This is a genomic window from Erysipelothrix sp. P66 (assembly GCF_038682365.1).
GTDB lineage: Bacteria > Bacillota_I > Bacilli_A > Erysipelotrichales > Erysipelotrichaceae > Erysipelothrix > Erysipelothrix piscisicarius.
In genome coordinates this window covers 1,638,877-1,664,260 of record NZ_CP152290.1, presented here as the reverse complement: position 1 = coordinate 1,664,260, position 25,384 = coordinate 1,638,877, and the positions used below count along the sequence as shown (strand labels likewise).

At 37.6% G+C, this 25,384-nt stretch carries 27 protein-coding genes; 22 read left to right on the top strand and 5 right to left on the bottom strand.

The window, feature by feature from the left end; genetic code table 11:
• The 13 genes from dnaB to AAG186_RS08135 all read left to right on the top strand — a co-directional run bounded on the left by dnaB (nt 1) and on the right by AAG186_RS08135 (nt 13,550).
• Nucleotides 1-1,371, top strand: coding sequence for a replicative DNA helicase (gene dnaB, locus AAG186_RS08195; RefSeq protein WP_342621628.1), 1,371 nt, complete (start codon nt 1-3; stop codon nt 1,369-1,371).
• Between the two features lies 1 nt (nt 1,372).
• Complete coding sequence (locus AAG186_RS08190; protein ID WP_125163983.1) at nt 1,373-2,881, top strand: M23 family metallopeptidase; 1,509 nt, start codon at nt 1,373-1,375, stop codon at nt 2,879-2,881.
• A 68-nt stretch (nt 2,882-2,949) separates the two neighbouring features.
• A complete protein-coding gene (locus AAG186_RS08185) occupies nt 2,950-4,485 on the top strand; it encodes a M23 family metallopeptidase (protein WP_200542578.1) in 1,536 nt (511 codons plus the stop codon).
• 16 nt (nt 4,486-4,501) lie between these two features.
• The gene (locus AAG186_RS08180; RefSeq protein ID WP_125163985.1) at nt 4,502-5,230 is read left to right on the top strand and encodes an MBL fold metallo-hydrolase; all 729 of its coding nucleotides are present in this window, start codon (nt 4,502-4,504) and stop codon (nt 5,228-5,230) included.
• Nucleotides 5,227-6,330: a trypsin-like peptidase domain-containing protein gene (locus AAG186_RS08175; RefSeq protein ID WP_342621626.1), complete on the top strand. Its 1,104-nt coding sequence runs from the start codon at nt 5,227-5,229 to the stop codon at nt 6,328-6,330. The genes AAG186_RS08180 and AAG186_RS08175 overlap by 4 nt, the downstream gene beginning before the upstream one ends.
• Nucleotides 6,327-6,782, top strand: a complete 456-nt coding sequence (locus AAG186_RS08170; protein ID WP_125163987.1) for a 23S rRNA (pseudouridine(1915)-N(3))-methyltransferase RlmH — start codon at nt 6,327-6,329, stop codon at nt 6,780-6,782. The genes AAG186_RS08175 and AAG186_RS08170 overlap by 4 nt, the downstream gene beginning before the upstream one ends.
• A 70-nt stretch (nt 6,783-6,852) precedes the next feature.
• Nucleotides 6,853-7,119, top strand: a complete 267-nt coding sequence (locus AAG186_RS08165) for a phosphocarrier protein HPr (RefSeq protein ID WP_003774368.1) — start codon at nt 6,853-6,855, stop codon at nt 7,117-7,119.
• Nucleotides 7,120-7,181: 62 nt separating this feature from the next.
• Entirely contained in the window at nt 7,182-8,849 is a 1,668-nt protein-coding gene (locus AAG186_RS08160; protein ID WP_342621625.1) for a phospho-sugar mutase, read from the top strand.
• A 101-nt stretch (nt 8,850-8,950) separates the two neighbouring features.
• Nucleotides 8,951-10,930 carry a transketolase gene (gene tkt, locus AAG186_RS08155; protein ID WP_207106262.1) on the top strand — a complete coding sequence of 660 codons (1,980 nt, stop codon included), beginning with the start codon at nt 8,951-8,953 and terminating at the stop codon, nt 10,928-10,930.
• An 87-nt stretch (nt 10,931-11,017) separates the two neighbouring features.
• Nucleotides 11,018-11,440 (top strand): GNAT family N-acetyltransferase, encoded by a 423-nt coding sequence (locus AAG186_RS08150; protein ID WP_161636808.1) that lies wholly within the window; start codon nt 11,018-11,020, stop codon nt 11,438-11,440.
• A gap of 144 nt (nt 11,441-11,584) precedes the next feature.
• Nucleotides 11,585-12,007, top strand: coding sequence for a 50S ribosomal protein L11 (gene rplK, locus AAG186_RS08145; RefSeq protein WP_125163991.1), 423 nt, complete (start codon nt 11,585-11,587; stop codon nt 12,005-12,007).
• A gap of 6 nt (nt 12,008-12,013) precedes the next feature.
• The gene (rplA, locus tag AAG186_RS08140; RefSeq protein WP_161636807.1) at nt 12,014-12,697 is read left to right on the top strand and encodes a 50S ribosomal protein L1; all 684 of its coding nucleotides are present in this window, start codon (nt 12,014-12,016) and stop codon (nt 12,695-12,697) included.
• 58 nt (nt 12,698-12,755) lie between these two features.
• Nucleotides 12,756-13,550, top strand: a complete 795-nt coding sequence (locus tag AAG186_RS08135; RefSeq protein WP_342621622.1) for an NUDIX hydrolase — start codon at nt 12,756-12,758, stop codon at nt 13,548-13,550.
• A 37-nt stretch (nt 13,551-13,587) separates the two neighbouring features.
• Here AAG186_RS08135 and AAG186_RS08130 read toward each other — a convergent pair whose 3' ends face one another.
• The 5 genes from AAG186_RS08130 to AAG186_RS08110 all read right to left on the bottom strand — a co-directional run bounded on the left by AAG186_RS08130 (nt 13,588) and on the right by AAG186_RS08110 (nt 16,836).
• Complete coding sequence (locus AAG186_RS08130) at nt 13,588-14,553, bottom strand: NAD-dependent epimerase/dehydratase family protein (RefSeq protein ID WP_342621621.1); 966 nt, start codon at nt 14,551-14,553, stop codon at nt 13,588-13,590.
• A gap of 90 nt (nt 14,554-14,643) precedes the next feature.
• On the bottom strand, nt 14,644-15,363 hold the full coding sequence (locus tag AAG186_RS08125; protein WP_342621620.1) for a peroxide stress protein YaaA: 720 nt from the start codon (nt 15,361-15,363) through the stop codon (nt 14,644-14,646).
• Nucleotides 15,363-15,716, bottom strand: a complete 354-nt coding sequence (locus AAG186_RS08120; RefSeq protein WP_125163994.1) for an arsenate reductase family protein — start codon at nt 15,714-15,716, stop codon at nt 15,363-15,365. The genes AAG186_RS08125 and AAG186_RS08120 overlap by 1 nt, the downstream gene beginning before the upstream one ends.
• Nucleotides 15,717-15,753: 37 nt before the next feature.
• Nucleotides 15,754-16,263: a hypothetical protein gene (locus tag AAG186_RS08115; RefSeq protein ID WP_161636803.1), complete on the bottom strand. Its 510-nt coding sequence runs from the start codon at nt 16,261-16,263 to the stop codon at nt 15,754-15,756.
• Nucleotides 16,264-16,332: 69 nt separating this feature from the next.
• Nucleotides 16,333-16,836 (bottom strand): transcription repressor NadR, encoded by a 504-nt coding sequence (locus AAG186_RS08110; RefSeq protein ID WP_161636802.1) that lies wholly within the window; start codon nt 16,834-16,836, stop codon nt 16,333-16,335.
• A gap of 134 nt (nt 16,837-16,970) precedes the next feature.
• Between AAG186_RS08110 and AAG186_RS08105 the strand changes: the two genes are divergently transcribed.
• The 9 genes from AAG186_RS08105 (at nt 16,971) to AAG186_RS08065 (ending at nt 25,357) form a co-directional block, all read left to right on the top strand.
• Nucleotides 16,971-17,990 (top strand): glycosyltransferase, encoded by a 1,020-nt coding sequence (locus AAG186_RS08105; RefSeq protein ID WP_342621618.1) that lies wholly within the window; start codon nt 16,971-16,973, stop codon nt 17,988-17,990.
• 40 nt (nt 17,991-18,030) lie between these two features.
• Nucleotides 18,031-18,612, top strand: coding sequence for a membrane lipoprotein lipid attachment site-containing protein (locus AAG186_RS08100; protein ID WP_161636800.1), 582 nt, complete (start codon nt 18,031-18,033; stop codon nt 18,610-18,612).
• A 95-nt stretch (nt 18,613-18,707) separates the two neighbouring features.
• Nucleotides 18,708-20,264 carry a ClC family H(+)/Cl(-) exchange transporter gene (locus tag AAG186_RS08095; RefSeq protein WP_342621617.1) on the top strand — a complete coding sequence of 519 codons (1,557 nt, stop codon included), beginning with the start codon at nt 18,708-18,710 and terminating at the stop codon, nt 20,262-20,264.
• A gap of 131 nt (nt 20,265-20,395) precedes the next feature.
• Nucleotides 20,396-22,252, top strand: coding sequence for a molecular chaperone HtpG (htpG, locus tag AAG186_RS08090; RefSeq protein ID WP_342621615.1), 1,857 nt, complete (start codon nt 20,396-20,398; stop codon nt 22,250-22,252).
• Nucleotides 22,253-22,372: 120 nt separating this feature from the next.
• Complete coding sequence (locus AAG186_RS08085; protein ID WP_161636797.1) at nt 22,373-22,975, top strand: 3'-5' exonuclease; 603 nt, start codon at nt 22,373-22,375, stop codon at nt 22,973-22,975.
• Nucleotides 22,976-23,527, top strand: coding sequence for a haloacid dehalogenase-like hydrolase (locus tag AAG186_RS08080; protein ID WP_125164001.1), 552 nt, complete (start codon nt 22,976-22,978; stop codon nt 23,525-23,527).
• Nucleotides 23,528-23,644: 117 nt separating this feature from the next.
• Nucleotides 23,645-24,025, top strand: a complete 381-nt coding sequence (locus AAG186_RS08075; protein WP_013853417.1) for a hypothetical protein — start codon at nt 23,645-23,647, stop codon at nt 24,023-24,025.
• The gene (locus AAG186_RS08070; RefSeq protein WP_342621613.1) at nt 24,022-24,465 is read left to right on the top strand and encodes an NfeD family protein; all 444 of its coding nucleotides are present in this window, start codon (nt 24,022-24,024) and stop codon (nt 24,463-24,465) included. The genes AAG186_RS08075 and AAG186_RS08070 overlap by 4 nt, the downstream gene beginning before the upstream one ends.
• A gap of 1 nt (nt 24,466) precedes the next feature.
• Nucleotides 24,467-25,357 (top strand): SPFH domain-containing protein, encoded by an 891-nt coding sequence (locus AAG186_RS08065; RefSeq protein WP_200549523.1) that lies wholly within the window; start codon nt 24,467-24,469, stop codon nt 25,355-25,357.
• Nucleotides 25,358-25,384 lie beyond the last annotated feature (27 nt).

Sequence of the window (25,384 nt, the reverse complement as noted above, 5' to 3'; positions counted from 1 at the left end):
ATGCGTAAATTGCCTTACAGTCAAGACGCGGAGATGGCACTTTTAGGAACACTATTGGTGTTTCCAGAGTCTGTTGCAGTTGTTGAAGAATATGACATGCAAGTCGATGACTTTTATAATACCGAGCACCAAAAAATATTTTCTCATATGTTGGAAATTATTGAACGTGGTCGTGTTTTAGATGCGACGACTTTAATAACACGATTAAAAGATCAACATGAAATTGATAGTGTAGGTGGTGTTGAATACTTATTTGCCCTTACGGAAAACAGTGCGACACCAGCAAGTGTGAAGCATTATATCGAAGTAGTTCAAGAAAAAGCACAGATGCGACGTCTTATCGATGTTGGGCAGTCTATCGCTGAAAAAGGGTTTGACTCTACAACAGAACTTACCGCACTCCTTGATGAAGCAGAACAGAGGATTTTAGAAGTAACGCGTGTCCGTCGAACGACTGAGATGCAACAAAGTCGTGATGTTGTACGAGAAGTAATCGACAATCTAAATCGTATTCGTGATAATCATGATCGTATTACAGGTTTGAAAACAAATTACAGTCATTTGGACAATGTCACCAATGGATTACAACGGGGTGACCTAATCATCTTGGCGGCGCGTCCCTCTGTAGGGAAAACCGCTTTTGCGTTGAACCTGGCATTGAATGCTGCACGTCATAACAAAGATGAAAAAGCAGGTATGGCAATCTTTTCTCTTGAGATGCCTGCAACACATTTGATATCTCGGATGTTAAGTGCTCAATCTTCCGTTAAAAGTGAGTATTTACGAACCGGCAACCTCAATGATGAACAACTCAATAATGTTTATGCTGGCGCGAATGTTCTATCGAAACTGAATATTTTTATTGATGATAGCTCAACAATCACCGTTCCAGAAATCTTTTCGAAGTGTCGAAAACTTAAAGCTGAAGGGAATCTCGATATGATTGTAATTGACTATATTCAGTTAATTACAGGACGCGGTAAAACCGAATCCCGTCAACAAGAAGTGTCTGAAATTTCCCGTGGACTGAAACAATTAGCTCGTGAGATGGATTGTCCAGTTATTGCTCTGTCTCAGTTATCACGTTTAGTAGAACGACGAGACAGTAAAATTCCTCAATTGAGTGATTTACGTGAATCCGGTTCAATTGAACAAGATGCGGATATTGTTATGTTCTTATATCGAGAAGATTACTATAAAGATCGTGAAGGCGAGGATGACGACGCACCTCAAATGCCAAAACCAGAACAACAAGAAGTATTACTTAAAATGGCGAAACACCGTAATGGTGCATTGGCAGATATTACCCTTATGTTCAATGCTTCCATCAGTAAATTTTATGGAGTAGCCGGAGAAGGAGGTAGATTGTAATATGAAAAAACATAAAAACCTCATTATGATATCCGTTGCATTTCTTTTTGCGATTGGATTGGGTTACCTTTACAAGTCGCCAACTTCCGCAACAGAAATAAAAACCGCGTATGAAGCAATCGATTCGTCATCCGCGATTTTTCCTCAAGAAGTAGTTACTGTAAATGATAATCCAGTGGTTATTACAAAACTTTATCGTGAACAGAAACTTGTCGGCGTTATTAAAGATTCAACACGCTTACAAAAAATGTTCGATGAAGTATATGAAAATGAATATAAAGAAGAATTTCCAGACTCAAAGCTTGGATTTATTGATGACTTGATTCAAGTCGATGAGATGAGTTTTAATATTTATGAAGATCGCGATAATGATATTTTTGACTACCTTTATAAAGAAAATTTATTTGCGATTGAAGCAAATAAGGTAACGTTTTCAAATGGAGCCATTATCTACGTAAAAAACTCCGAAGATTTTGATTCGGCACGCGATAAATTTATCCAGAACTTTACCAGTGAAAGCACATTTGATGCCATTAAAAACAATAAAAAAATTCCAGCGATTACCGATTATGGAACGAAGGACATCGATGTAAAAGTTAAAGAAACCGTTAAAGTAACGCGGGGTCTGGCAACGAAAGATAAAATTTTAAAAGATGAAACGGAAATTCTTACGTTCCTTAGTTATGGGTATAATCCTAAAGTTGAAACGTATAAAATTAAGCCGTTTGATACATTAGAAGGTATTGCATACCATAGTGGAATGAACGTAAATCAAATTCAGTCCATCAATGCTGATAAAATTAAAGACGTAAATCAAGTGCTTGAAGTCGGTTCGGAACTACGAGTAAGTAAGTTTGACTCACCATTTACCGTTACCGTAACAAAACAACGTATGACGACGGAACCCGTTTATCCTGAAAAAACGGTATATCAATCTGATCCAGAACTTGCAGAAGGAAAAGAAGTTGTGGACGTTGTGGAACAAAATGGTGCACGAGATGTTATTTACGAAGACGTTTATGAAAATGGTGCATCCATCTCAACGAAAGAAATTTCAAGTAAAGAAACTAAGAAACCAGTTCGTGGTGTCATTCGTTATGGAACTAAAGTTGAACCAAAAGTAGGTAGTGGAGCTTGGCGTTGGCCATTAGACAATGCCTATGTCCTCTGTGGATATGGTTGTTATCCAAATCACTCGGGTACTGACTTCTCGACACACGGTAGTGGATACGGTCCAATTTATGCGATTGACCGTGGTGTTGTAACTACAAACTCCTATGATCCAGGTGGATGGGGTAATTATATTGTTATTGACCATGGTAACGGATACCGTTCCCTCTACGCGCATATGGCAAGCCCAGGATATTTCCAAGCAGGTCAAACGGTTGCGAAGGGTGAAAACATTGGTTATGTTGGTATGACGGGTCGAACAAGTTATCCACACGTTCACCTCGAAATTATTGTAGGTGGAGGAACACGTGTTGATGCATGTGGTGTTATTGGCTGTTAAGGCTTAATCAAATCGAAGTATAAACGAGATTACGGTCTCGTTTGTGCTTTCCAAAAGGAGTTGGTTTAATGAAACAACATAAAGAACTGAAATTAATCCTGATAACTTTTGTAGTCTCAGTACTTATTGCGTATGCAATCGAAACTGTGAGTGCGAATGCGAGTGTTGTGGATTTATACAAATTAACCGATACATCTACATCAATTTTCCCACAAGCGGCTCAAGGGAAGTCCGACAAACCGATTGAGGTTACAAAACTGTATCGCGATAATAAACTAGTGGGGATTATCAGCGATGGCTCTAAACTTAATAAGATGTTTGACAAAGTATATGAAGAAGAATATAAAGCGGAATTTCCGGATTCAAAATTAGGGTTTATTGATGATCTAATTCTGGTTAAAGAGCTAAGTTTTAATCACTATGAAGATCGTGATGATGAAATCTTTCAATATCTCTATGATGAAAAATTATTTGCGATTGAAGTAAATCAAGTGAAGTTTTCAAATGGTGCGATTATTTATGTCAAGAATATTGATGACTTCAACAAAGCGCGTGATACCTTTATCCGAAACTTTACGGATGAGAAAACTTTTGAAGCGATGAAAAACAACCATAAAATCGAAAGTATCAAAGATTATGGAACTCACGATGTCAATGTGGAAGTTGAAGAGACGGTTCAAATAAGCAAAGGACTCACGTCAAAAGAAAACATTCTTATGAATGAAAGTGATGTATTAACCTTTTTAAGTTATGGATATAATCCTAAAGTTGAAATTTATGAAGTTCAGCCTTATGACACAATTGCAGGGATTGCTTGGCATAAAGGTATGGATGCAAATCAAATAAAATATATAAATAGTGATATAATTAAAGACGTAAACCAAGTACTTGAAGTTGGATCAAAACTTCGAGTAAGTAAGTTTAATTCTCCATTTACCGTTAAAATTACTCGCGAACGAATGACTTCAGAAGTTGTTTATCCCGAGTCGACCATCTATGAATCGGACCCGGAATTATCGGAAGGGAAAGAAGTTGTGGATGTTGTGGAACAAAATGGTAAACGAGATGTGGTTTATGAAGATGTTATTGTGAATGGTGCTCCGAAGTCTTCAGAAGAAATTCGGACTCAAATGACCAAAGAGCCAATTCGTGGAAAAATCCGTTATGGAACTAAAGTTGAACCGCGTATTGGATCGGGTAACTATCGTTGGCCTTTAGATAACGCGAATATCTCTTGTGTATACGGAAATTCCTGTTATTACAATCACAATGGAACAGATTTTGTACTTAATGGTGGAGGATTTGGTCCAATCTATGCGGTTGACCGTGGTGTTGTCTCGGAGACGGTAAGTGGTTGTTTCGAAGGGAATTATGGCTGTGGAAGTGGCTGGGGAAACCATATCGTAATTGATCATGGTAACGGCTATACAACACTTTATGCACATATGGCTACCGGACCATACTTTAATGTTGGAGATCTTGTAAAGCGCGGAGATAATATTGGCTATATGGGTATGACGGGAACGACTTATGGTCCTCATGTTCATTTAGAATTCCGTTATCATGGCGTGCGGGTGGACCCATGCTCTGTTATGGGATGTTAGATAAAGGAAGATGTTTATGAAATATTCAATGCTTGCAAGTGGATCTAAAGGGAATTGCTGTCTTGTGGAATCGCAAGGGGTTCGAATTATGATTGATTGTGGAACCACCAAGCGTTATCTTAAGCAAAGTTTTGAATCACTTGAACTAACATTTGATGATGTAGATTGTGTGTTGATTACGCATGATCATAGCGATCATACAAGTCAGCTTAAACATTTTTCACACCATCAAATCTACTGTCCTTCTGATATTGTGTTCAATCATATCAGAGTTGAACCGTATACAAATTATCACGTTGGACCATTCGTAATTACAGCCGTGAAAACATCTCACGATGCGGATGATTCAGTTGGCTATATTGTGGATGATGGACATCGAAAACTTGTTTATATTACTGATACAGGATATATTCGAGAACAAGATTTTGAACTGATTCGTGATGCAGATTACTACATACTTGAGAGTAACCACGATCCTGAATTGTTAATGCAAACCAATCGTCCTTATGCCATAAAGCGTCGTATTTTATCGGATACAGGTCACTTGTCAAATGAAGAAGCGGGTGTTCTGTTATCAAAAGTTGTTTCGGAAAAAACAAAGGAAATTTTACTAGCCCATCTTAGTTCGGAAGCTAATGATGAATATTTAGCCCTATCAACAGTTCGTGAATTAGTTGATAATGAGGGGATTGAATTCAATGTCGCTAAACAATTTGAAATTGTAATTGGAGGATATCAAATATGAAAAAAGACCAAGGCTTTAAAAACACATTTATCGGAATTTTAGTTATTTTACTTGCTTGGAATGGATTTTTAACATACCAAGTGTATGATTTAAACAATCGCCCTACAGTCACAGAAAAGACAGAAGATGGAAAAACTGTTGAGAAAGTTGTCACAGAATTTGAAACAGATCCAACAAAAGTCGTTGAGAATGTTCGCGACCAAGTAGTGAGTGTCTTAAATGTTCAAGGTGGACAACTGGCGGGTAGTGGATCTGGAGTTGTATACAAAAATGAGGGTGGTAAAATTCATATCATTACCAACAATCATGTAACGGAAAAAGGGGAACAGTTTTATGTTCAGTTCTCTAATGGTGAAAAAGTCGAAGCGAAATTGTTAGGGGCAGATCCATTTACCGATCTCGCATTGCTTCAGGTAGAAACCGAATCGGACGTAAAACCCATGAAACTTGGAGATTCATCGGTTGTTAAAGTAGGGGAATTTGTACTTGCAATCGGAAGTCCCGTCGATTTAGAATTCGCAAACTCAGTAACGTTCGGTGTTATTTCGGGTAAAGACCGAAAAGTTCCGGTAGATTTAAATGGTGATCGTAATCCAGATTGGGATATGGTTGTTATGCAAACAGATGCCGCAATTAACCCGGGAAATAGTGGTGGTGCCCTTGTGAATATGAATGGCGAATTAATTGGTATTAATTCAATGAAACTTTCTTCGGCTCAAGTCGAGGGGATGGGATTCTCGATTCCAATCAATGAAGTGGTTCCAATCATTAAACAAATTGAAGAAACAGGTAAGGTTCAATATCCCGTGATCGGAATTTCGGGTGTTTCCGTTTCAGAAATGAATCCATTCCTAAGAAATTACTATAAAGTGCCTGCGGATGTAAGTGCCGGCGTCTTTATTGCGGAATTAACACAAAATGGCCCAGCCCGAAAAGCAGATATTAAAGAGGGTGACATCTTAACTCACATTAATGACAAAGCTATTTCGAGTTATCGAGAATTTAGACGCGAACTTTATACTCATAAAGTGGGCGATGCTGTTAAACTCACCATAAATCGAAATGGCGCAACACATGAGGTAGAGGTAACATTGCAGTGATTAAAATAATCGCAATTGGAAAAATAAAAGAGAAACCAATGCAAGCACTGATCCAAGAGTTTGAAAAACGTCTTAAACCCATTCATGCCGTTGAGATGGTTGAACTTACGAATTCCAATAAAACAGATATTACAAGCATCATCGAAGATGAATGTCAGCGTATTATGGAAAAAATTGATGATCGTGATTACGTGATTCTTATGGACTTAAAGGGTAAAGATTTGGATTCTGTATCAATGAGTGAGAAAATAATTGACCTGATTGATATGGGAAAACCAATCATCTTTATCATCGGAGGTTCTCATGGTGTGAACCAAGCGATTCGAGATCGTGCGAACTATCGATGGAAGATTTCAAACCTTACATTTCCGCACCAACTTGTACGACTCATGTTGTACGAACAAGTGTACCGTTTTTTTATGATTTCAAAAAATCATCCATATCACAAGTAAAAAAAGACTAATCATTGTATTAATCTTTAAAATAGTATAAAATTGAAATGAAAAGTAGGAGGTTATACTTATGAAAGAGATTACAGTAACAGTTATTGATCCTGTTGGATTGCATGCACGTCCTGCAACCGTAGCAGTAAATGCAGCAAGCAAATTCAAGAGTGAAATCAAAATCAGCTACAAAGGTAAAGCTGTAAACATGAAATCAATCATGGGCGTTATGTCATTAGGAATTCCAACTCAGTCAGAAATCGTTATTTCAGCTGAAGGCGAAGATCAAGATGATGCAATCGCTACAATTGAAGAAGTACTAAAAGCACAAAAAGTAATTGCTTAATTTTATAATTAGAATAAAATAGAAGATGAGAATCTTCTATTTTTTTTATGCAGGAGGGAATTATGTCATTAGATAGATGGAATGAGTTGGCTCGCAATTATTCATGGATTGAGGAAGCAATGAAATCAATGGATGAAAGCACAAAACAGGACGCTTTTTATAAGTCATTAGAATTTGGTACTGCAGGAATGCGCGGATTATTAGGAATCGGACCTAACCGCATGAATGTTTATACGGTAGCGAAAGCAAGTGTGGGATTTGCGAAATACTTAGTTGAGACATTCAAAAATCAAGAATTAAAAATAGCGATTGCATATGACAACCGTCATATGTCTAAAGAATTCGCGGATGTGAGTGCAATGGTATTGTCCACATACGGTATTAAAAGTTACATTTTCTCACAACCTCGACCAACACCGGAGTTATCGTTTGCGGTAAGAACTTTAAACTGTGTTGGGGGAATTGTTATTACAGCAAGTCATAACCCTAAAGAATACAATGGTTATAAAGTCTATGATGAAAATGGTTGTCAATTGGTGGATCACAAGATTGCGCGTGTGATTACGCTCATCAATGAGGAACCGGATGAAACATGTGTTGATATCAATCAAGGTGATCGTTCAATGATTACATATATGGAAGCTGATTTTGATGAGACCTATAAAGATGCCATTCATTCGATTCAATTACGCCCTGAGGAAGAAAAGACGTTATCGGTTGTATTTACATCTCAACACGGAACATCTTATCCGCTTGTACCCGATATCCTAACGGATGCAGGATATCATGTTATACCCGTTCTTGAACAAAGTAATTATGATCCTAATTTTAGTAATACCAAAACACCAAACCCTGAAGAAAAAGCATCTTATGATCTCGCGGTTGAATATGCGAAAAACCATGATGCAGATCTTGTGTTGAGTTGTGACCCGGATGCAGACCGCATGGGGATTGTAGTTAAACATCAAGATACGTATGTTTACCTTACAGGGAACCAAGGTGGGTCGATCCTCCAAGAATATATTTATGCTACGCATATTGAAAAAGAAACGATGCCCGAAAATCCAATTATGTTTAATACAGTTGTGACTTCTGATCTAGGCGAAAAGATTGCGCAAGCATATGGTGTTAATGTGGAGAAAACATTAACCGGATTTAAGTATATTGGTGATAGCATTGAAAACCACAATAAAGTTGGTGATTACAATTTTGTATTTGGATATGAAGAGAGTTATGGTTACCTCATTGCGGACTTTGTACGTGACAAAGATGCATTGCAAGCATGTATGATGGTTGCGGAGGCAGCAAACTACTATAAAAACAAAGGTTTGACGCTTGTAGATGTTTTAAACGGACTTTACGACCGCCATGGTGCTTATCATGAAACGCAGGTTGCGATTACGTTATCAGGACAAGAAGGCTTAAATCGTATTCAAGAAATACTAACAACGTTTAGAGAATCAAATATTGAAATGTTTGCGGGAATTAAGGTTCTATATCGTGATGACTTTCTCACTTCGACACGATCAAATGGTGAGATGTTAACATTACCAAAATCAAACGTTATTAAATACAGTCTTGAAGATGGTTCTTGGATTGCAATTCGTCCATCGGGAACCGAACCAAAATGCAAGTTCTACTATTGCGTTGTCGGTAAAACAATCGAAGAATCACTCTTGAAATTTGAAGCACTAAAAAAAGACATTAATCAAATAGCGCAACTCGACTAAAAATACAGTGTGCTATGTCTTTTTAAGGCGTAAACGGTACATTGATATATTCGTTAAAATCATGTATCTTATATATGAAAAAGAAGGAGCACATATAAATTATGAATAATATAGAAAACTTAGCAGTTAATGCACTACGTGTGTTATCTGTCGATGCAGTTCAAAAAGCAAATTCTGGTCATCCAGGGATGCCTTTAGGTGCTGCACCCATGGCATACACAGTCTGGGCAAACCATATGAACTTTAACCCTGCTGATCCAAAATGGATTAACAGAGATCGTTTTGTTCTGTCTGCAGGACATGGTTCGGCACTGCTCTACTCATTACTCCATGTATTTGGGTATAATGTTTCAAAAGAAGATTTACAAAATTTCCGTCAGTTTAACTCGTTAACACCAGGTCATCCAGAATATGGTCATACGGATGGTGTTGAAGCTACAACAGGTCCTTTAGGAGCGGGTCTATCGACAGCAGTTGGTATGGCAATGGCTCAAGAACATCTTGCAGCAAAATATAACAAAGACGGTTTTGAAGTCTTCAATAACTTCACTTATGTCATTTCAGGTGATGGTTGTATGATGGAAGGAATTACAAGTGAAGCTTCCTCATATGCAGGAGCAATGAATTTAGGTCGCTTGATTGTTCTTTATGATTCAAACAACATTACAATTGAAGGAAGTACAGATCTTTCATTCCATGAAGATGTTTGTGCACGTTATGAATCCTATGGGTTTGATACATTCGTGGTTGAAGACGGTAACGATATCGAAGCAATTAATGCTGCAATTACAGAAGCTAAAGTAAATCTGGATAAACCTTCATTTATTGAAATTCGAACAAAAATTGGTTTCGGAACACCTAAAGAAGGTTCTGCCGCATCACACGGTGCTCCAATCGGTGAAGAAGGTATCAAAACATTTAAAGAACTTGTAAATTATCCAAGTCTTGAACCATTCTATGTACCCGAAGAAGTTTACGAACACTTTAGTTCAATTGCAGCTGAAGGCGCAAAAGCACAAGAAGCATGGAATGCAATGATGGATTCATATAAGAATACGTATCCAGAATTAGCACAACAATTAGAGCAAGATTTCAAAGATATTACTGTTGAAGAACTCACAGCAAATAAATCACTTTTTGAATTTGAAGATAAGCCAATGGCAACACGCAGTGTTTCAGGTATGATGATTAACCGTCTTAAAGATCAATATTCAAATATTTTTGGAGGGTCTGCAGATTTAGCGCCTTCAAACATGACTCATATGAATGATGAAGATTCATTCTCTTCACAAAACTTTGCAGGACGTAATATTCATTTTGGTATTCGTGAACATGCAATGGCTGCAATGGGAAATGGGATTGTTCTCTATGGTGGACTTAAAGCATATGTTGCAACATTCTTCGTGTTCTCAGACTTCCTAAAACCAATGGCTCGTTTAAGTTCACTTATGAACTTGCCACTAACCTACGTTTTAACGCATGACAGTATCGGCGTTGGAGAAGATGGACCAACTCATGAACCTGTTGAACAATTAACAATGTTGCGTTCATTACCGAACTTCTATACATTCCGTCCTGCAGATGCTACTGAAACAGCATACGGCTGGGTTTTAGCACTTACATCAAAAACAACACCAGTTGGACTGATTCTTTCACGTCAAAACTTACCACAACTTAAATTAACAGGTGCGGATGCACTTAAGGGTGGTTATGTTGTGAAGGATGCGGAAAAGGTTGATGCAATCATCATGGCTACTGGATCTGAGGTTTCACTTGCAATTGAAGCAGCTGAGTCATTAGAAAAAGAAAACATCGGTGTTCGTGTTATTTCAATGCCATGTATTGAACTCTTTGAAGCGCAAAGCAAAGAATATCAAGAATCGGTACTTCCTTCATCCGTTCGTGCCCGTGTTGCTGTAGAGGCAGGGTCATCGATGAGTTGGGGTAAATTTATCGGACTTGATGGTGCGTATGTAACCTTGGATCACTTTGGTGGTTCTGCACCAGCACCAAAACTCTTTGAAGCATTTGGATTTACTGTTGAAAATGTATCTGAAACTGTAAAATCAGTAATCAAATAATAACGATTAAGATGTGAGGAAGTCTCACATCTTTTTTTATTCAAAGGATAGGGTATAATAAACATAAAAAGAAGAGGTGCATGTTAGATGATACGTTATATGGAAATTCCCGAGATTGAACAGGTTATGAAAATATGGTTGGAGTGCAACTTGGAGGTTCATTCCTTTATGGAGGCCACCTATTGGACAGACAATTATGATACTGTAAAAGAAATGATGGAGAATTCAAACATCTATGTTTCAGTTGAAGAAGGTGTTATTCAAGGGTTTGCAGGTGTGACTGAGGGCTATTATCTTGCGGGTATTTTTGTTTTGAAAGATTATCGAAACAAAGGAATTGGTAAGCAACTTCTTGATTATATAAAAACGCGATATGATGAACTCACACTTGATGTTTATGATCACAATAAACAAGCACAAAACTTTTATAAACGCGAAGGATTTGTTGTTGTGGAAACGCATCCCGAGAGTCCTGTCGAACATACCATGGTTTGGCCAGAAACAGTTTAATGATCTCTCATTAAGAGACTTGACTTAGACCGATGTAAGATGTAAAATATATAAGCCTGTAAAAAGGCTTTTGTTATGTGGGAGAGTGATGCAACCATTCATTTAACCACAGCACAGACAAACACATATAAGGAGGAATGTCTCGTGAGTAAAAAAGTTGCAAGAGTAGTTAAACTACAATTCCCTGCCGGTGGCGCTAAACCAGGACCTGCATTAGCTGGTGTTGGTATTAACATGCCTCAATTCTGTACTGCGTTCAATGATCAAAGTAGAGAACGTGCAGGAGATGTCGTTCCTGTAGAAATTACAGTATACGATGACAAGTCATTTGATTTTGTCTTAAAAACAACACCTGCTGCAATCTTATTAAAGAGAGCTGCTGGCGTTAAGAGTGGATCAGCAACACCAAATTCAAACATTGTTGCTACAATCTCAGCAGATCAATTACGTGAAATTGCTGAATATAAAATGCCCGATTTAAATGCAAATAGCATCGAAGGTGCTATGAACATCGTTGCTGGTACAGCACGTAATATGGGTATTGCTATTGAAGGAATGGAGGACTAGAGTATAATGGCTAAAAAATCAAAAAACGTCGTTAAAGCTAATGAATTAGTGGATCGCTCAAAAGTTTACTCAATTTCTGAAGCAATCAAATTAGCAAAAGAAGCAAGTTTCGCAAAATTCGATGAAACATTTGAAGTTTCATACCGTTTAAATGTTGATCCTCGTCATGCTGATCAACAAATCCGTGGTGCTATGGTATTACCTAATGGAACAGGTCGTTCACAAAAGGTATTGGTTGTAACTCAAGGTGCTAAGGAACAAGAAGCAAAAGATGCTGGAGCAGATTTTGTTGGTGGTAAAGAAATTCTTGAAGAAATCCAAAAAGGATGGTTCGAGTTTGATATTATCGTTGCAACACCAGATATGATGGGTGAACTTGGTAAACTTGGTCGTGTATTAGGACCTAAAGGTTTAATGCCAAACCCTAAAACTGGAACAGTAACAATGGACATTACTAAAGCTGTTGAAGAAATCAAAAAAGGTAAAATCGAATACCGTGTTGATAAAGAATCAAACATCAATACAATTATCGGTAAATCATCATTTACAGATGAAGCATTAGAAGAAAACTTTAACGCATTACATGACGTAATTCTTAAATCACGTCCAGCTGCAGTTAAGGGTGCTTTTATTAAAAACCTTACAATCTCAACATCAATGGGTCCTGGAATCAAAGTTTCAATCGACTAATTTATGTTAAATTAAACAAACCGGTCTCAGACCGGTTTTTCTATATTAAGGAGTAACCATGGACTTAAAATTTAACAGTGAATACTGTGTTTTTGTAACAGTTCTCACTAAATACAACAATCAATTTTTATTTGATAATAACCAAAAACCCATTCAAGGGGTTTTACGATACAAAGAACGCATTGAAGATTGCGCAAAGCGCTTGGTTAAAGAAACGCTTAATCAATCGATAGAAAATCTTGAATTTATCGGTCTTGGAGAGTCATTTGGATTTGAGTGTAGTCACGGTCATAATTTTATCTTGATTGCGGATGTGGAAGGTTTCAGTGAAAATACGTCTTTCTCTGTGGTACAAGAAGCAAATTATCCTGAGATGTGGCTCCCATTGATTAATGCAGAGGATTTTGATTTTTATGAGTATCGCACCGAAGAACCGAGTTCTTTGGAGTCCAAGGATTTAAGTTATGCGATCGCTACCGGACATGAGTTTACATTTCGAGTAAGTGCGGTAATACGTTCAGATCAGGGAATTCTCTTCGATGATGCTCATAATTTAATTGGTGGTCGTCAACGACTTAATGAAACAATCTATCAAGCGTTGGAACGTGAAGTTAAAGAAGAATCTGGATATGATATCGATGACTCATATTTCATAGGGATTGCGGAAGATATTGTGGAACTGCCAAAGTACAATAAAATTGTCCATTATTTAAATCTTGTTTTTGAAGTGTCGGGTGATTTTTCAGAAAACATTAAGTCATCCGGTCAAGGATTCGTATGGAAATCCGAAGATGACATTGAAGACTTAGATATGGGGATGGTTGAAGTTAAACATATCATTGAGAGCATGTAAAAAGACAGCAGATATAGGGTGCTGTCTTTTTTTGTGTTTATATGCAATGACGAAGTGTCTCGCGAATGACTGATTTGATGTCGTTTTCAGGAGTAATTCCTAGGGTTTCCATTGTATCCGCGGGATCGAGGTAGAGATCCTCTTCATTCATCTTTTGGGATATGGCGACGTGGATCCCGTGTTCTTTACCTTCAGCTGCAGCATGTTGATCTGCTGCGATGTATCGATCAGCCATGCTTTCATAATCAACAACGTGTATTTGAGTGTCTTGGTTTAATGCTTCCACAATCATGTGGAAAAATTCTTCATATTTAAGGTTTGAATCGCATATTGCGTAGGTTGTACGGTGGGTTCCGTTTTCAAGTGCTCCTACAGCGGCTTCTGCGACCTGTGTGGCGGTTATGATGGCAGTCCCCCCTTTGTGTACCGGATAAACGGGTTGGTCACGTACCATGTCCACAAACATCTTCCAAAGCGGTGTTCGACCTGGCATTGTGCCAAATATATAAGGGAGTCGAAGACTTGTAACGCGCATCGCTCCTTCACCTTCAGCAAAGGCAATTTGTTCTTGAAGTAAACGTGTTCCGGGATAACCTTGATTTTTTAAGTTATATTGCGGCAGACGTTCCGCAAACTCTGAAAAGTAAGATCCAAAAACAACAAAACTTTCAACACCTGCTTGAACAGCTAGTCGCGCAATACGTTGTGTGGGTAAAACATTTGCTTGATAGAAAGCCCGATAGGATGGAGCATCTGGCAACCAGCGTTCATCGGCACCAATTGCGTAAACAAATCCATCGACATCGTAAAGCATATCAACAATTTCAGAGTCGCTCATTTGATTAATATCACCTAAATGGCTTTCCACATTATCCGGAAATAAATTTTCGGAGGGCATTGGAGGAAGGGACATTGTCTTTACCTGATAGTCTCTTTTCAAGAGTTCGCAAATGGTATGATATCCAAGAAATCCCGTTCCACCTAAAACAAATACTTTTTTCATGTACATAAACCTCGCTTTCGAGTACAGTGTAGCATTTTGACGATATCCGTTGGAAAAAGTATGGTGAAAACTGCACAAAAAAAGAAAGACTTAGCTTTCTTTACGCGTAAATATATAGGTATCCTCTGTGGACAATTCACGATTGTAACTGTAACCATCAAAACGTATGGATTTCAGTTCTTGGAAAGAATGGATACGTTTTTCAATTAAGCGTGAGACCATTTTCCCACGAGCGATTTTTACGTATGTCGATTTTGTTTTGAAGGTGTCACCGACCTGTTCTTTAAAATCAAGCGTAATCATCGGCACATTGAGATGTGCTTGGTCAATCATCGAACTGTACTCGTTGGATGCGAGATTAACAATAGGTTGCGCAAGACGGTTTAAGTAGTTTGTAATTGGGTTACGCCAGATTTTATAGAGATCCATGGGTCCATTCATCATAAAATCAAGACGATAACGGCCTACAGCAGAAGAACACTTTGAAAGGCCGTAGAGTGCGGAGAAAATATACAACCGATCTTGTGCCTCTTGATAATCATCAGTAGACCACTGTTCTCGATTCATATTTTTAAATGAAGATCCTTGATAAGACCACAGTGCCGGGGTTGTTTCAGAAAAATTTTGGTAATTATGATACACGGTATCCGCAATTTTATCGGAGATGTTCATCATCGATTTAAGTTCATCCCGTTTATATGCTTGCATGGTTCTAAGAATTTCTGATTTGAGGTCGGGAAAAAGAGAATTCTCAAGATTAAATTGAGAATTCTCTTTTTGTGTTTTCGTTGGTGATACGAGAATAATCATTACTTTAAGGTCTCATACATCTCTTCGTGGAACCCAACAAACACACCATGGTCTCCAATTAATAACGGTCTACGAACTAAACGACCGGTTGTAGAGAGCAATTCAAGGGCTTCATCATCGCTCATTTCAGGAAGTTTATCTTTAAGTTTCATTTCGCGATAAACAATCCCAGATGTATTAAAAAAGCGTTTAATAGGCAAGCCACTAATCTGGAGCCATTCTTTTAATTCTGCTTTCGTTGGATTTTCAAGCATCATGTCACGATAAACAACATCGATATTGTTTTCTTCCAAATATTTTACAGCGCGTTTGCATGTGGAACATTTTGGATAGTAAATAAATAATGGTTTCATAAGAACCTCCCTTTAAATATATGTTAATGATAACATATTATTTTAAAGGAATACGTCTTAAAATTGTGGATGCGATGGTAAAGTCGACAAGACTGTGGATAAAACCACCAACACCAACCGCTAAGAAGACAACGGTAAAATAAGAACCGGTAGATATTGATTGAGAAAAAAAGAAAGGTGTAACGGCGAGACACTCAAGGGTAGCATGAATGATTCCGATAATAATATTAAAACGGATGCGTTTTCCTTTATGACTTAAGAAGTCTGGATTTTTTTTGATATAAAGCGACCCTAATAACGCAAAAACACAATGCGAAAAAGCACGAACGGCTACGATAAATGGGGTTGAGAGAAGAAACCCAACACCGGTACCAATTGCAACGGCAAGTGCTACAGATGGCGAAATAAACATCGCAACGAAAAGTGGAACATGACTTGCAAGTGTGTAGGATGCAGGTGGGATGATGATTTTAGGCATAAACATCGGTATGGTGATACCGAGTGCAATCAGCAGTGCAGTGATGCTTAGATTACGAACAGATTTCATTGTGAACCTCCAATGTGTCTTGACACCTAGGAGTATTGTAGAGGGAAAAGAAAAAGGTGTCAAGACACCCTAGTTACTTTCATAGAGAAACGCATGTTTTTTTAATTCAGTGATTAAATCGGCGTAATTTTCTTCAGAGACGGCAACGCGATGCAAGTGAATACCATTGGTTAAGGAGGCAAGCAATTCGGGGTTTTGATTCATAAAAAGGTCTATATCCTCTTGAGATTGGATGTTTAATTGCCCTGTAAGGTAACCATAAATTGGATGTTCAACGGTGACATCCAAAACTTGAGCGTGATGCTTAATGAATATTTCTAATTCTCTTTGGGTATCCTGGTGATTGTGTTGCATCGCCAAGGTGTATATATTTCGATTCGCATCAATACGATTCATGAGATAACCCTTACCCGTTGCGATGATATCATGCCCTTGCGCTCTAAGTAGTGCGACATCACCAACAATAATCTGTCGTGAGACATTGAAACGTTTTGCGAACTGATTTGCACTGATTGCATGCTCGGATTCTATCAATTTTGTAATAATTTGTGTACGTCGCATATCGCCATGCATCTAAAATCACCTCTTATAACTTATTGTAACGAAAGATACACAAAATTGAAAGGGAAAGGTTGTCTTAGAACCTTTATTGACAGGTTCTAGTCACAATGATAGGCTAAGAGTACAGATGAAAAAGGCGGTTAATCATGAAAATATTACTCTATCAAAAGGGCGAGAAAGCATTTAGTAAATCGGGAATTGGACGTGCAATGAAGCACCAAGTTCGTGCATTGACCGAAGCTAAAGTCGATTTCACAACAAACACGCAAGACGACTATGATTTAGTTCATATTAATACTGTGGATTTTGGTGCACGCATGTTTGCACGTAAAGCCCATCGTCGGGGTAAAAAGGTTGTGTATCACGCCCATTCTACCGAGGAAGACTTCCGAAATTCATTTATGTTTTCCAATCAAATTGCCCCACTCTTTAAAAAACATATTGTTTCAAGTTATAAGTTGGGGGATTATATTTTGACACCAACACCCTATTCCAAGCGAATTCTTGAAGGATATGGAATCACGATCCCAATTGAAGATATTTCCAACGGCATTGATTTAAGTCGATTTGAATATCGTGATGAAAAGGTTCAAGCATTTAGAGAGTACTTTAAGATTAAAGAAGGTCAACCTGTAGTGGTTTCGGTGGGACTCTATTTTGAACGCAAAGGATTGCCTGATTTTATGGAAGTTGCTCGCAAGATGCCCGAGGTAACATTCATTTGGTTTGGTCACACTCCGCTTGCAAGTGTTACACAAAAGATTCGTGATGCGATTAAACAGAAACCGGATAATGTCTTACTACCTGGTTATATTGCGGGCGATATTATTGAAGGGGCATATATGTGTGCTGATCTGTTCTTTTTCCCATCTTACGAAGAGACAGAGGGTATCGTTGTTTTGGAAGCATTGGCTGCACATTGCCAAACCCTTGTTCGAAATATTGGCGTATACGATCCATGGCTTGTGGATGGTGAGAATTGTTATAAGGGTGAATGTAATGAGGATTTTATCCGCATTATTCAAGGATGTCTTGATCAAACTTTGCCTTCTACAACTGAAGCAGGATATCAAGTAGCGAAAGATCGCAGTATTAAAGCGATTGGGGAACAATTAAGAGGGATTTATACAAAAGTTTTAAATCAGGATTCCAACATCTTTAAGTAAGGTTGTACTTATGATATTATGACGATAACGAGGTGGATATATGAAACGTCTAAGTGTTTTTTTAGTTCTATTACTAATTTTAACGGGTTGCAGCGATACGCCGGAAAAACCGGAAGTGGTTGAACCGCCTGTGAATACATATGAAACCATTGCATTTAAACTGGGTGGGAAAGCGTATCAACTCCCAGTATCGTATCAAACCTTATTTGAAGATGGATGGATTCCGACAACAGATATTGAAAGCATCTCCCTGGCTTCAAATAGTTATACAGATGGTTATGCTTTACGCAAAGATCGAAATATTATCTGGATTGCATTCTTTAATCCCGAAGATGAAGAAAAGATGTTAGAAGAGACGCTTGTAGCATCGATAAGTGCTGAAAATCGTGAATCGTATTATGATGATCCTGTGGATATTATTGTCCATGAAGGCATTTCCTTTGAAACACCCAAAGAAACAATCATAGAACAATTAGGGGACTACACGGAAGATGAAAATGCACGATTTAAAAACATTACATTTGAACATACTAAAAAAGCTAAAAGTGTTTTCAAATTTGATATTGATTCGGGACGTATGGAATATATTGAAATTACAAATTATCGAAAACCAAGGTCGTAAAATAGATACAAATGCGTATCTATTTTTTTTATTTATTCTTGTCAGAAAAACATCATAAGCGTATGATAATGAAGAAAAAGTTGGGAGTTGTCATTTTGAAGAAAAAAGAACAGATTATTAATTATTTTGATAAGACGCGTTTAGCCTTTATTGGTAAGGGAATACTGGTAGGTATCTGCGCAGGTCTTGTTGTCAGTTTATTTCGATATCTTATTGAGGAATTGTTAGGACTTGTGAAGTTGGGTTATGCACTCTTACACATTAATCCTCAAATGATTCTTTTCTGGGTTATCGCATCAATCATCCTTGCGATGGTTTTGGGGCTCTTTATTAAAAAAGATCCAATGATTAAAGGCAGTGGTATTCCGCAAATTGAAGGTCAAATATTAGGGGTAATGCACATGAATTGGCTCTCGATTGTTTTGCGAAAAGGAGTTGCGGGTGTTTTGGCTATTGGATCTGGGCTCTTTTTAGGTAGAGAAGGACCTTCGATTCAGTTAGGTGCAGCCGTTGGACAAGGTGTTAATGAAGGATTTAAAGGCAATAGGATGTCTGAAAAGGTATTGGTCTCAAGTGGAGCAGGAGCGGGTCTCGCCGCGGCGTTTAACGCTCCGGTAGCAGGGTTGTTGTTTGTATTGGAAGAGGTTCATCATAATTTCTCGCCACTTGTTCTTCTAACGACACTTGCGGCAACGACAACAGCAAATTTTATTTCACTTTACTTTTTTGGTTTAAGACCAATCCTATCGTTTGGATATTTACAAACATTTGAGTTGAAGCATTATGGATTCTTAGTGCTCTTAGGTGTGCTTTTAGGTGTAGCGGGCTTTATCTACCAAAAAGTCGTTCTCTGGATACCTACGGTCTACAGCAAGCTCAAAAAAATGCCACCATATTTTTACGGAGTTATTCCATTTATCCTCGTAATTCCGATTGGTTATTTTTATCCACACTTAATTGGAGGAGGTAGTGATATTATTCATCTTCTTGCGGAGAATCCTTTTGGCCTTTCCACACTCATTTCAATCTTTATTCTAAGATTTATATTCTCGATGATTTCTTATGGTTCTGGTCTACCAGGAGGTATATTTTTACCAATTCTTTCTCTTGGTGCCTTGTTAGGGGCAATATATGGTGTATTTTTAACGACACAGTTTGGCTTCGATCCGAACCTTTTAAAATCATTTATTGTGATTGCAATGGCAGGGTACTTTACCGCCATTGGTAAAGCACCGCTCACGGCAATTGTGCTAATCACTGAGATGGTTGGTAATTTTGATCAACTGATGCCGATGGCGGTTGTTTCTTTGGTTGCTTATGTCATTTCGGATTTATGTGGGGGAGAACCTGTGTATGAAGCGATGTTGGAACGTTTGGTGGGAGAACGGGAACCCAATATTACCGGTCAAAAAGTTATTGTTGAACTGTGTGTGCACGTTGAAAGTGCTCTTGACGGTTGCATGGTTCGTGATGTTAGTTGGCCAAGATCAAGTCTTTTGACAGGGATAAGTCGGGGAGACCATGAATTTATTCCACATGGAGATAGTATTATTTGTGCGGGTGATACATTAATGATTTTAACTAATCGTGATTCAAGCGCAGAAGTACGTGAGTATCTTTCCAGTTACGTAGGTGTTAAAAAACCAGTTTAGGACTGGTTTTTTAATGGACTTATTTATTATTAGGGTTAAAGCACTAAAAAAATTCTCAAACCCGTTGACAAAATACAAGAATGCGATATGATATTAGCACTTAACGAATTAGAGTGCTAAGGAGGAATAGAATGGCTCGAACAAAACAATTTAAAGCTGAATCAAAAAGGCTACTGGACTTAATGATTAATTCTATCTATACAAACAAGGAAATTTTCTTACGAGAACTCATATCAAATGCGAGTGATGCGGAAGATAAACTTTACTATAAATCTTTGCAGGATACCTCGATTGAAATCAGTAAAGACGATCTAAAAATAGAAATTGAATTGGATGAGGAGAACCGTACCTTAACCATTCATGACTATGGTATTGGTATGACTGAAAAAGAATTAGAAACTTATCTGGGGACAATTGCGAAAAGTGATTCGCATGCCTTTAAAAAAGCGCTTGAGGAAGGTGATGATGCGGTTGACGTCATTGGCCAATTCGGTGTGGGTTTCTACTCTGCGTTTATGGTAAGTGATCACGTTGATGTTATCTCAAAGGCTTATGGTTCTGAAGCTGCTTATAAGTTTAGCTCGGATGGATTAGATGGATTTAAAATTGAAGCAGCAGAACGGGAAAAACACGGAACCACAATCGTATGTAAGATTAAAGACAATACGGATGACGAATTTTATGAACGATTTATTGATGAGTACACAATCAAGAATTTAATCAAAACATATTCAGATTACATTCGTTATCCAATTGAAATGAAAGTAGAAGACGAAGTCGAAGTTTTAAACTCAATGATTCCAATTTGGAAACGATCCAAAAATGATGTTACTGAGGAAGCATTAAATCAATTCTATAGAGATAAATTCCATGATTATGATGATCCATTTAAAACAATTCAGATGAAAGTTGAAGGAAACCCTTCTTTCGATGCATTACTGTTTATTCCGAAACATGTTCCAATGGATTTCTACTCACAATCCTTTGAACCCGGACTCCAACTTTACAGTCGTGGCGTGTTTATCATGGATCACAACAAGTCTTTAATTCCGGAAGAATTCCGATTTGTAAGAGGACTTGTGGATTCACCTGATTTAAATCTAAATATTTCACGTGAAATCCTACAACATGATCGACAACTTGCTGCGATTTCAAAACGAATTGAACGAAAGATCAAAAGCGAACTAGAGCTAATGATGAAAAACGATCGTGAATCGTATGAATCATTCTGGAAAAACTTTGGTCTTTCAATCAAATATGGTATTTACACGTCTTACGGATCAAAAAGCGATGCCTTAAAGGATCTTGTCCTCTTTAAGAGTTCACAGGGTGATGATTTGGTATCGTTCAAAGAATATATGGAACGTATGAAAGAAGATCAAGAAGAAATCTATTATGTTTCTGGTGAAAACGAAACAAAATGTGCTCATCTACCTCAGACTGAATTTGTTGTTTCAAAAGGTTATGAAGTACTTTATTTCACAGATGAGATTGATGAATTTGCAATTCAAATGTTGCGTGAGTATGAGGGCAAAGCCTTCAAATCAATTAATCAAGGGGACCTTGATTTAGTTGATGATGAAACTAAAAAATCAATTGAAGCGAAAAAAGAAACGCATAAACTTTTAATTGAAGCATTAAAAGAAACTTTAAAGGATGAAGTTGATGATGTAACCTTATCCACTCGCCTCGTAAATCACCCAGTGTGTCTCGTCAGTGAAGAGGGTGTTTCATTTGAGATGGAGAAAGTGTTGAATGCGATTCCTGATCAAGGGGAACACGTGAAAGCAAAACGGATTTTAGAAATTAATCCAGAACATCCACTGCTTGATGCACTTGAAAATGTTCATCAAAACAAACCTGAGGAACTCGGTGATTTTGCGACCATCTTATATGATCAAGCATGTCTAATCGAAGGACTTCCTATTAAAGACCCAGTAACATTCTCAAAACGCGTTGCTGACTTAATGGTAGCTTCCGCAAAATAATAACATTATGCAAAACCCCTTTATGAATCGTAAAGGGGTTTCGCGTATGCGGTTGATAATAAAAAAACTGTGGTTTTAGACTGATTGTGCTACAATAGATTTAGAAAAAGAGGATTTGTAATGCGAAGTGTAGGAGAAAATCTACTGAAGTTTGTTCCTAATTTTACGGTAATTGACTTAGAAACAACAGGACGTAGTAATAAGTTTGAAGACGTAACGGAATTAAGTGCGATAAAGTATCGAAATTATAAACAAGTCGATGCATTTTCCACATTGGTAAAACCTGATAATTCAATTCTTCCTTTTGTTGTAGAGCTAACTGGCATTACCGAAGAAATGGTTTCCGATGCACCTAAAATAAATGAGGTTATCGAACAATTTGTTGAGTTTATTGGGACTGATGTTATTCTTGGTCATAATGTAATGTTTGATTATGGTCTTGTTTATGATGCTTATCTCGATGTTGTTGGGAAACGTATGCATAACGATTACGTTGATACGCTCCGCGTTTCAAGGCTTTTAAATAAAGATTCTAAGAACCATAAATTAGAAACTTTATGTATTTACTTTAATGTTGAGCGTTTAGTGGGACATCGAGGTTCAGAAGATTGTCTTCAGACTGCAGAAGTCTATATCAAAATGAAGGATAAGTATAAACGCCTACGACAGATTCAAAAAGAACAAAAACCAAAAGTATATCCTGTAGAAAAGGGGGCAGAATAAATGAATGTTTATGATTTCGATAAGACCATTTATGATGGGGATAGTTCCATGGATTTCTATAAGTACAATTTAAAACGTGATAAATCGATTATGAAATTTTGGCCGCGTCAAATCAAAGCAGCGCTTGACTATAAACGTGGAAAGATTGATAAGACAGAAATGAAAACGGTTTTTTATGAGTATTTCACGGCGATTCCTGATATTAGAAAACGAGTCTTAGAATTTTGGGATGAACACCGTGATAAGATTAAACCATGGTATCTTGAACAAAAACGTGATGATGATTTAATTATATCAGCATCACCGGAGTTTATGCTTGAACCAATTTGTGATGAATTAGGTATTGAATTGATCGCTTCGGTTGTTGACCCAAAAACTGGGAAGAATCTCAAACATAATTGTTGGGGTGCTGAAAAAGTTGCACGTATGGAAGCATTTTATGATTTGGGTCTGATGGAAGATTTCTATTCTGATTCCTATTCAGATGATCCACTCGCACAGTATGCGGAGCATGCGTATCTCGTAGAAGGTAATACGATAAAACCTTGGTAGAAATAAGACTGATACTCTCTTTACGAGGGGATCAGTTTTTTTATTTCACTAATTATTGGTGAAAATATTGAAATTAGTGAAATTAGTGGTATAATTTGAAAAGTAAAGGAGGTCGCTATGTTTGAATGGGTAACAGGAAATGCACAACTTCAAGTTGTGACTTTGACTGAAAAAAGTTTAACATTAAATCAAAATGCATCATCTCATTTTAAAGACAGTCAGTATGTCTTGGTTGGTTTTTCAAAAGATGGGCAGGTTGGCATTAAGCCAGTTACAAAACGCGATCTTGAACTGAATGTCTATCCAGTCGAGAATTTGCATAAAATTTCAATTGGTAAAGGTTATGCGAAGGTAAATAATAAAGCGTTGTGTGATTTAATCTCTGCTAAAGTAGGGAAAAATCTTGACGGTCAGAAGGTTATTGCGAATTATGACAAAAAAGAACGTGTTCTTACATTTGATTTGTCATCACTAAATGAAGAGGGAGTGATACTATGACATTAACGATGGATTGGGTATGGCTAATTGTTTGTTTAGGGATGTTGGTGCTTGAAGTAATCACGGTTGGAAATTTGGTTTCCCTTTGGTTTTCATTTGGTGCGCTTGCGGCACTAGGTACAACATTTTTAACAGATAATGTAGCAGTACAGTTAGCGGTTTTCGCTATAGTAAGTGTTGCGGCATTAATTATGATTCGTCCAATGACTAAAAATCTCTTAAGAGGTAATGTTGTTTCGACGAATGCGGATCGTTTAATTGGCCGTCAATTTATTTTAAATGAAGAAATTAGCCAAGATTCTTGGGGAAAAATCAAGGTTCATGGCGAGGAATGGTCCGCAACGACGGCAGATCAATCTTCAATTTCAGCACATACACGTGTTGAAGTTATTGCCATAGAGGGTGTAAAATTAATTGTGAAAAGTGTAGAGGAGGCTTAACATGCCAGGAATAATTTTATTTTTAGTCATTTTAGCATTAGTATTAATCATTATTGGATATTGCATTCGTGTGATTCCGCAATCGAATGCCTATGTTGTTGAACGATTAGGTGCTTACAGTCATACACTCGATAAGGGAATGCATTTAATTCTGCCGTTTGTAGATCGTGTTGCCAATAAAGTTTCTTTAAAGGAACGTGTTCAAGACTTTGCACCACAACCTGTTATTACAAAAGATAACGTAACAATGCAAATTGATACGGTTGTCTATTTCCAAATTACAGATCCAGTATTATATACATACGGTATTCATAATCCAATTAATGCTATTGAAAATCTTACAGCAACAACGCTTCGTAATATAATTGGGGATTTGGAGTTAGACCAAACCTTAACGTCGCGTGATATCATCAACTCAAAAATGAGAGCAATTCTTGATGAAGCAACAGATCCTTGGGGTATTCGTGTACAACGTGTTGAAGTTAAAAACATTATTCCTCCACGTGATATTCAAGAAGCAATGGAAAAACAAATGCGTGCTGAACGTGAACGACGCGAGTCAATCTTACGTGCAGAAGGGGAAAAACGCTCTGCAATTCTGATTGCTGAAGGGGAAAAGGAATCAACCGTACTTCGAGCTCAAGCTCGTAAAGAAGCAATGATTACAGAAGCTGAAGGGGAAGCCCAAGCTATGGAACGTGTGTTTGACGCTCAATCTAAAGGGGCGCAACTGTTAGCATCTATTGATCCAAATAGCGCTTATCTAAAACTTAAGAGTTTTGAAGCGTTTGAAAAAGCAGCAAATGGCCAAGCAACAAAAATTATTGTTCCTTCCGATTTACAAAACTTAGCTTCCGTTTTAGCAGCAGGTAAAGAAATTATTAACAAATAATATAAAACCACTCTTAGAGTGGTTTTT

Coding starts and splice junctions, on each gene's coding strand:
- dnaB (WP_342621628.1), top strand. CDS start 1: ATGCGTAAATTGCCTTACAGTCAAGACGCGGAGATGGCACTTTTAGGA.
- AAG186_RS08190 (WP_125163983.1), top strand. CDS start 1,373: ATGAAAAAACATAAAAACCTCATTATGATATCCGTTGCATTTCTTTTT.
- AAG186_RS08185 (WP_200542578.1), top strand. CDS start 2,950: ATGAAACAACATAAAGAACTGAAATTAATCCTGATAACTTTTGTAGTC.
- AAG186_RS08180 (WP_125163985.1), top strand. CDS start 4,502: ATGAAATATTCAATGCTTGCAAGTGGATCTAAAGGGAATTGCTGTCTT.
- AAG186_RS08175 (WP_342621626.1), top strand. CDS start 5,227: ATGAAAAAAGACCAAGGCTTTAAAAACACATTTATCGGAATTTTAGTT.
- AAG186_RS08165 (WP_003774368.1), top strand. CDS start 6,853: ATGAAAGAGATTACAGTAACAGTTATTGATCCTGTTGGATTGCATGCA.
- AAG186_RS08160 (WP_342621625.1), top strand. CDS start 7,182: ATGTCATTAGATAGATGGAATGAGTTGGCTCGCAATTATTCATGGATT.
- tkt (WP_207106262.1), top strand. CDS start 8,951: ATGAATAATATAGAAAACTTAGCAGTTAATGCACTACGTGTGTTATCT.
- AAG186_RS08150 (WP_161636808.1), top strand. CDS start 11,018: ATGATACGTTATATGGAAATTCCCGAGATTGAACAGGTTATGAAAATA.
- rplA (WP_161636807.1), top strand. CDS start 12,014: ATGGCTAAAAAATCAAAAAACGTCGTTAAAGCTAATGAATTAGTGGAT.
- AAG186_RS08135 (WP_342621622.1), top strand. CDS start 12,756: ATGGACTTAAAATTTAACAGTGAATACTGTGTTTTTGTAACAGTTCTC.
- AAG186_RS08130 (WP_342621621.1), bottom strand. CDS start 14,553: ATGAAAAAAGTATTTGTTTTAGGTGGAACGGGATTTCTTGGATATCAT.
- AAG186_RS08125 (WP_342621620.1), bottom strand. CDS start 15,363: ATGATTATTCTCGTATCACCAACGAAAACACAAAAAGAGAATTCTCAA.
- AAG186_RS08120 (WP_125163994.1), bottom strand. CDS start 15,716: ATGAAACCATTATTTATTTACTATCCAAAATGTTCCACATGCAAACGC.
- AAG186_RS08115 (WP_161636803.1), bottom strand. CDS start 16,263: ATGAAATCTGTTCGTAATCTAAGCATCACTGCACTGCTGATTGCACTC.
- AAG186_RS08110 (WP_161636802.1), bottom strand. CDS start 16,836: ATGCATGGCGATATGCGACGTACACAAATTATTACAAAATTGATAGAA.
- AAG186_RS08105 (WP_342621618.1), top strand. CDS start 16,971: ATGAAAATATTACTCTATCAAAAGGGCGAGAAAGCATTTAGTAAATCG.
- AAG186_RS08100 (WP_161636800.1), top strand. CDS start 18,031: ATGAAACGTCTAAGTGTTTTTTTAGTTCTATTACTAATTTTAACGGGT.
- htpG (WP_342621615.1), top strand. CDS start 20,396: ATGGCTCGAACAAAACAATTTAAAGCTGAATCAAAAAGGCTACTGGAC.
- AAG186_RS08085 (WP_161636797.1), top strand. CDS start 22,373: ATGCGAAGTGTAGGAGAAAATCTACTGAAGTTTGTTCCTAATTTTACG.
- AAG186_RS08080 (WP_125164001.1), top strand. CDS start 22,976: ATGAATGTTTATGATTTCGATAAGACCATTTATGATGGGGATAGTTCC.
- AAG186_RS08075 (WP_013853417.1), top strand. CDS start 23,645: ATGTTTGAATGGGTAACAGGAAATGCACAACTTCAAGTTGTGACTTTG.
- AAG186_RS08070 (WP_342621613.1), top strand. CDS start 24,022: ATGACATTAACGATGGATTGGGTATGGCTAATTGTTTGTTTAGGGATG.
- AAG186_RS08065 (WP_200549523.1), top strand. CDS start 24,467: ATGCCAGGAATAATTTTATTTTTAGTCATTTTAGCATTAGTATTAATC.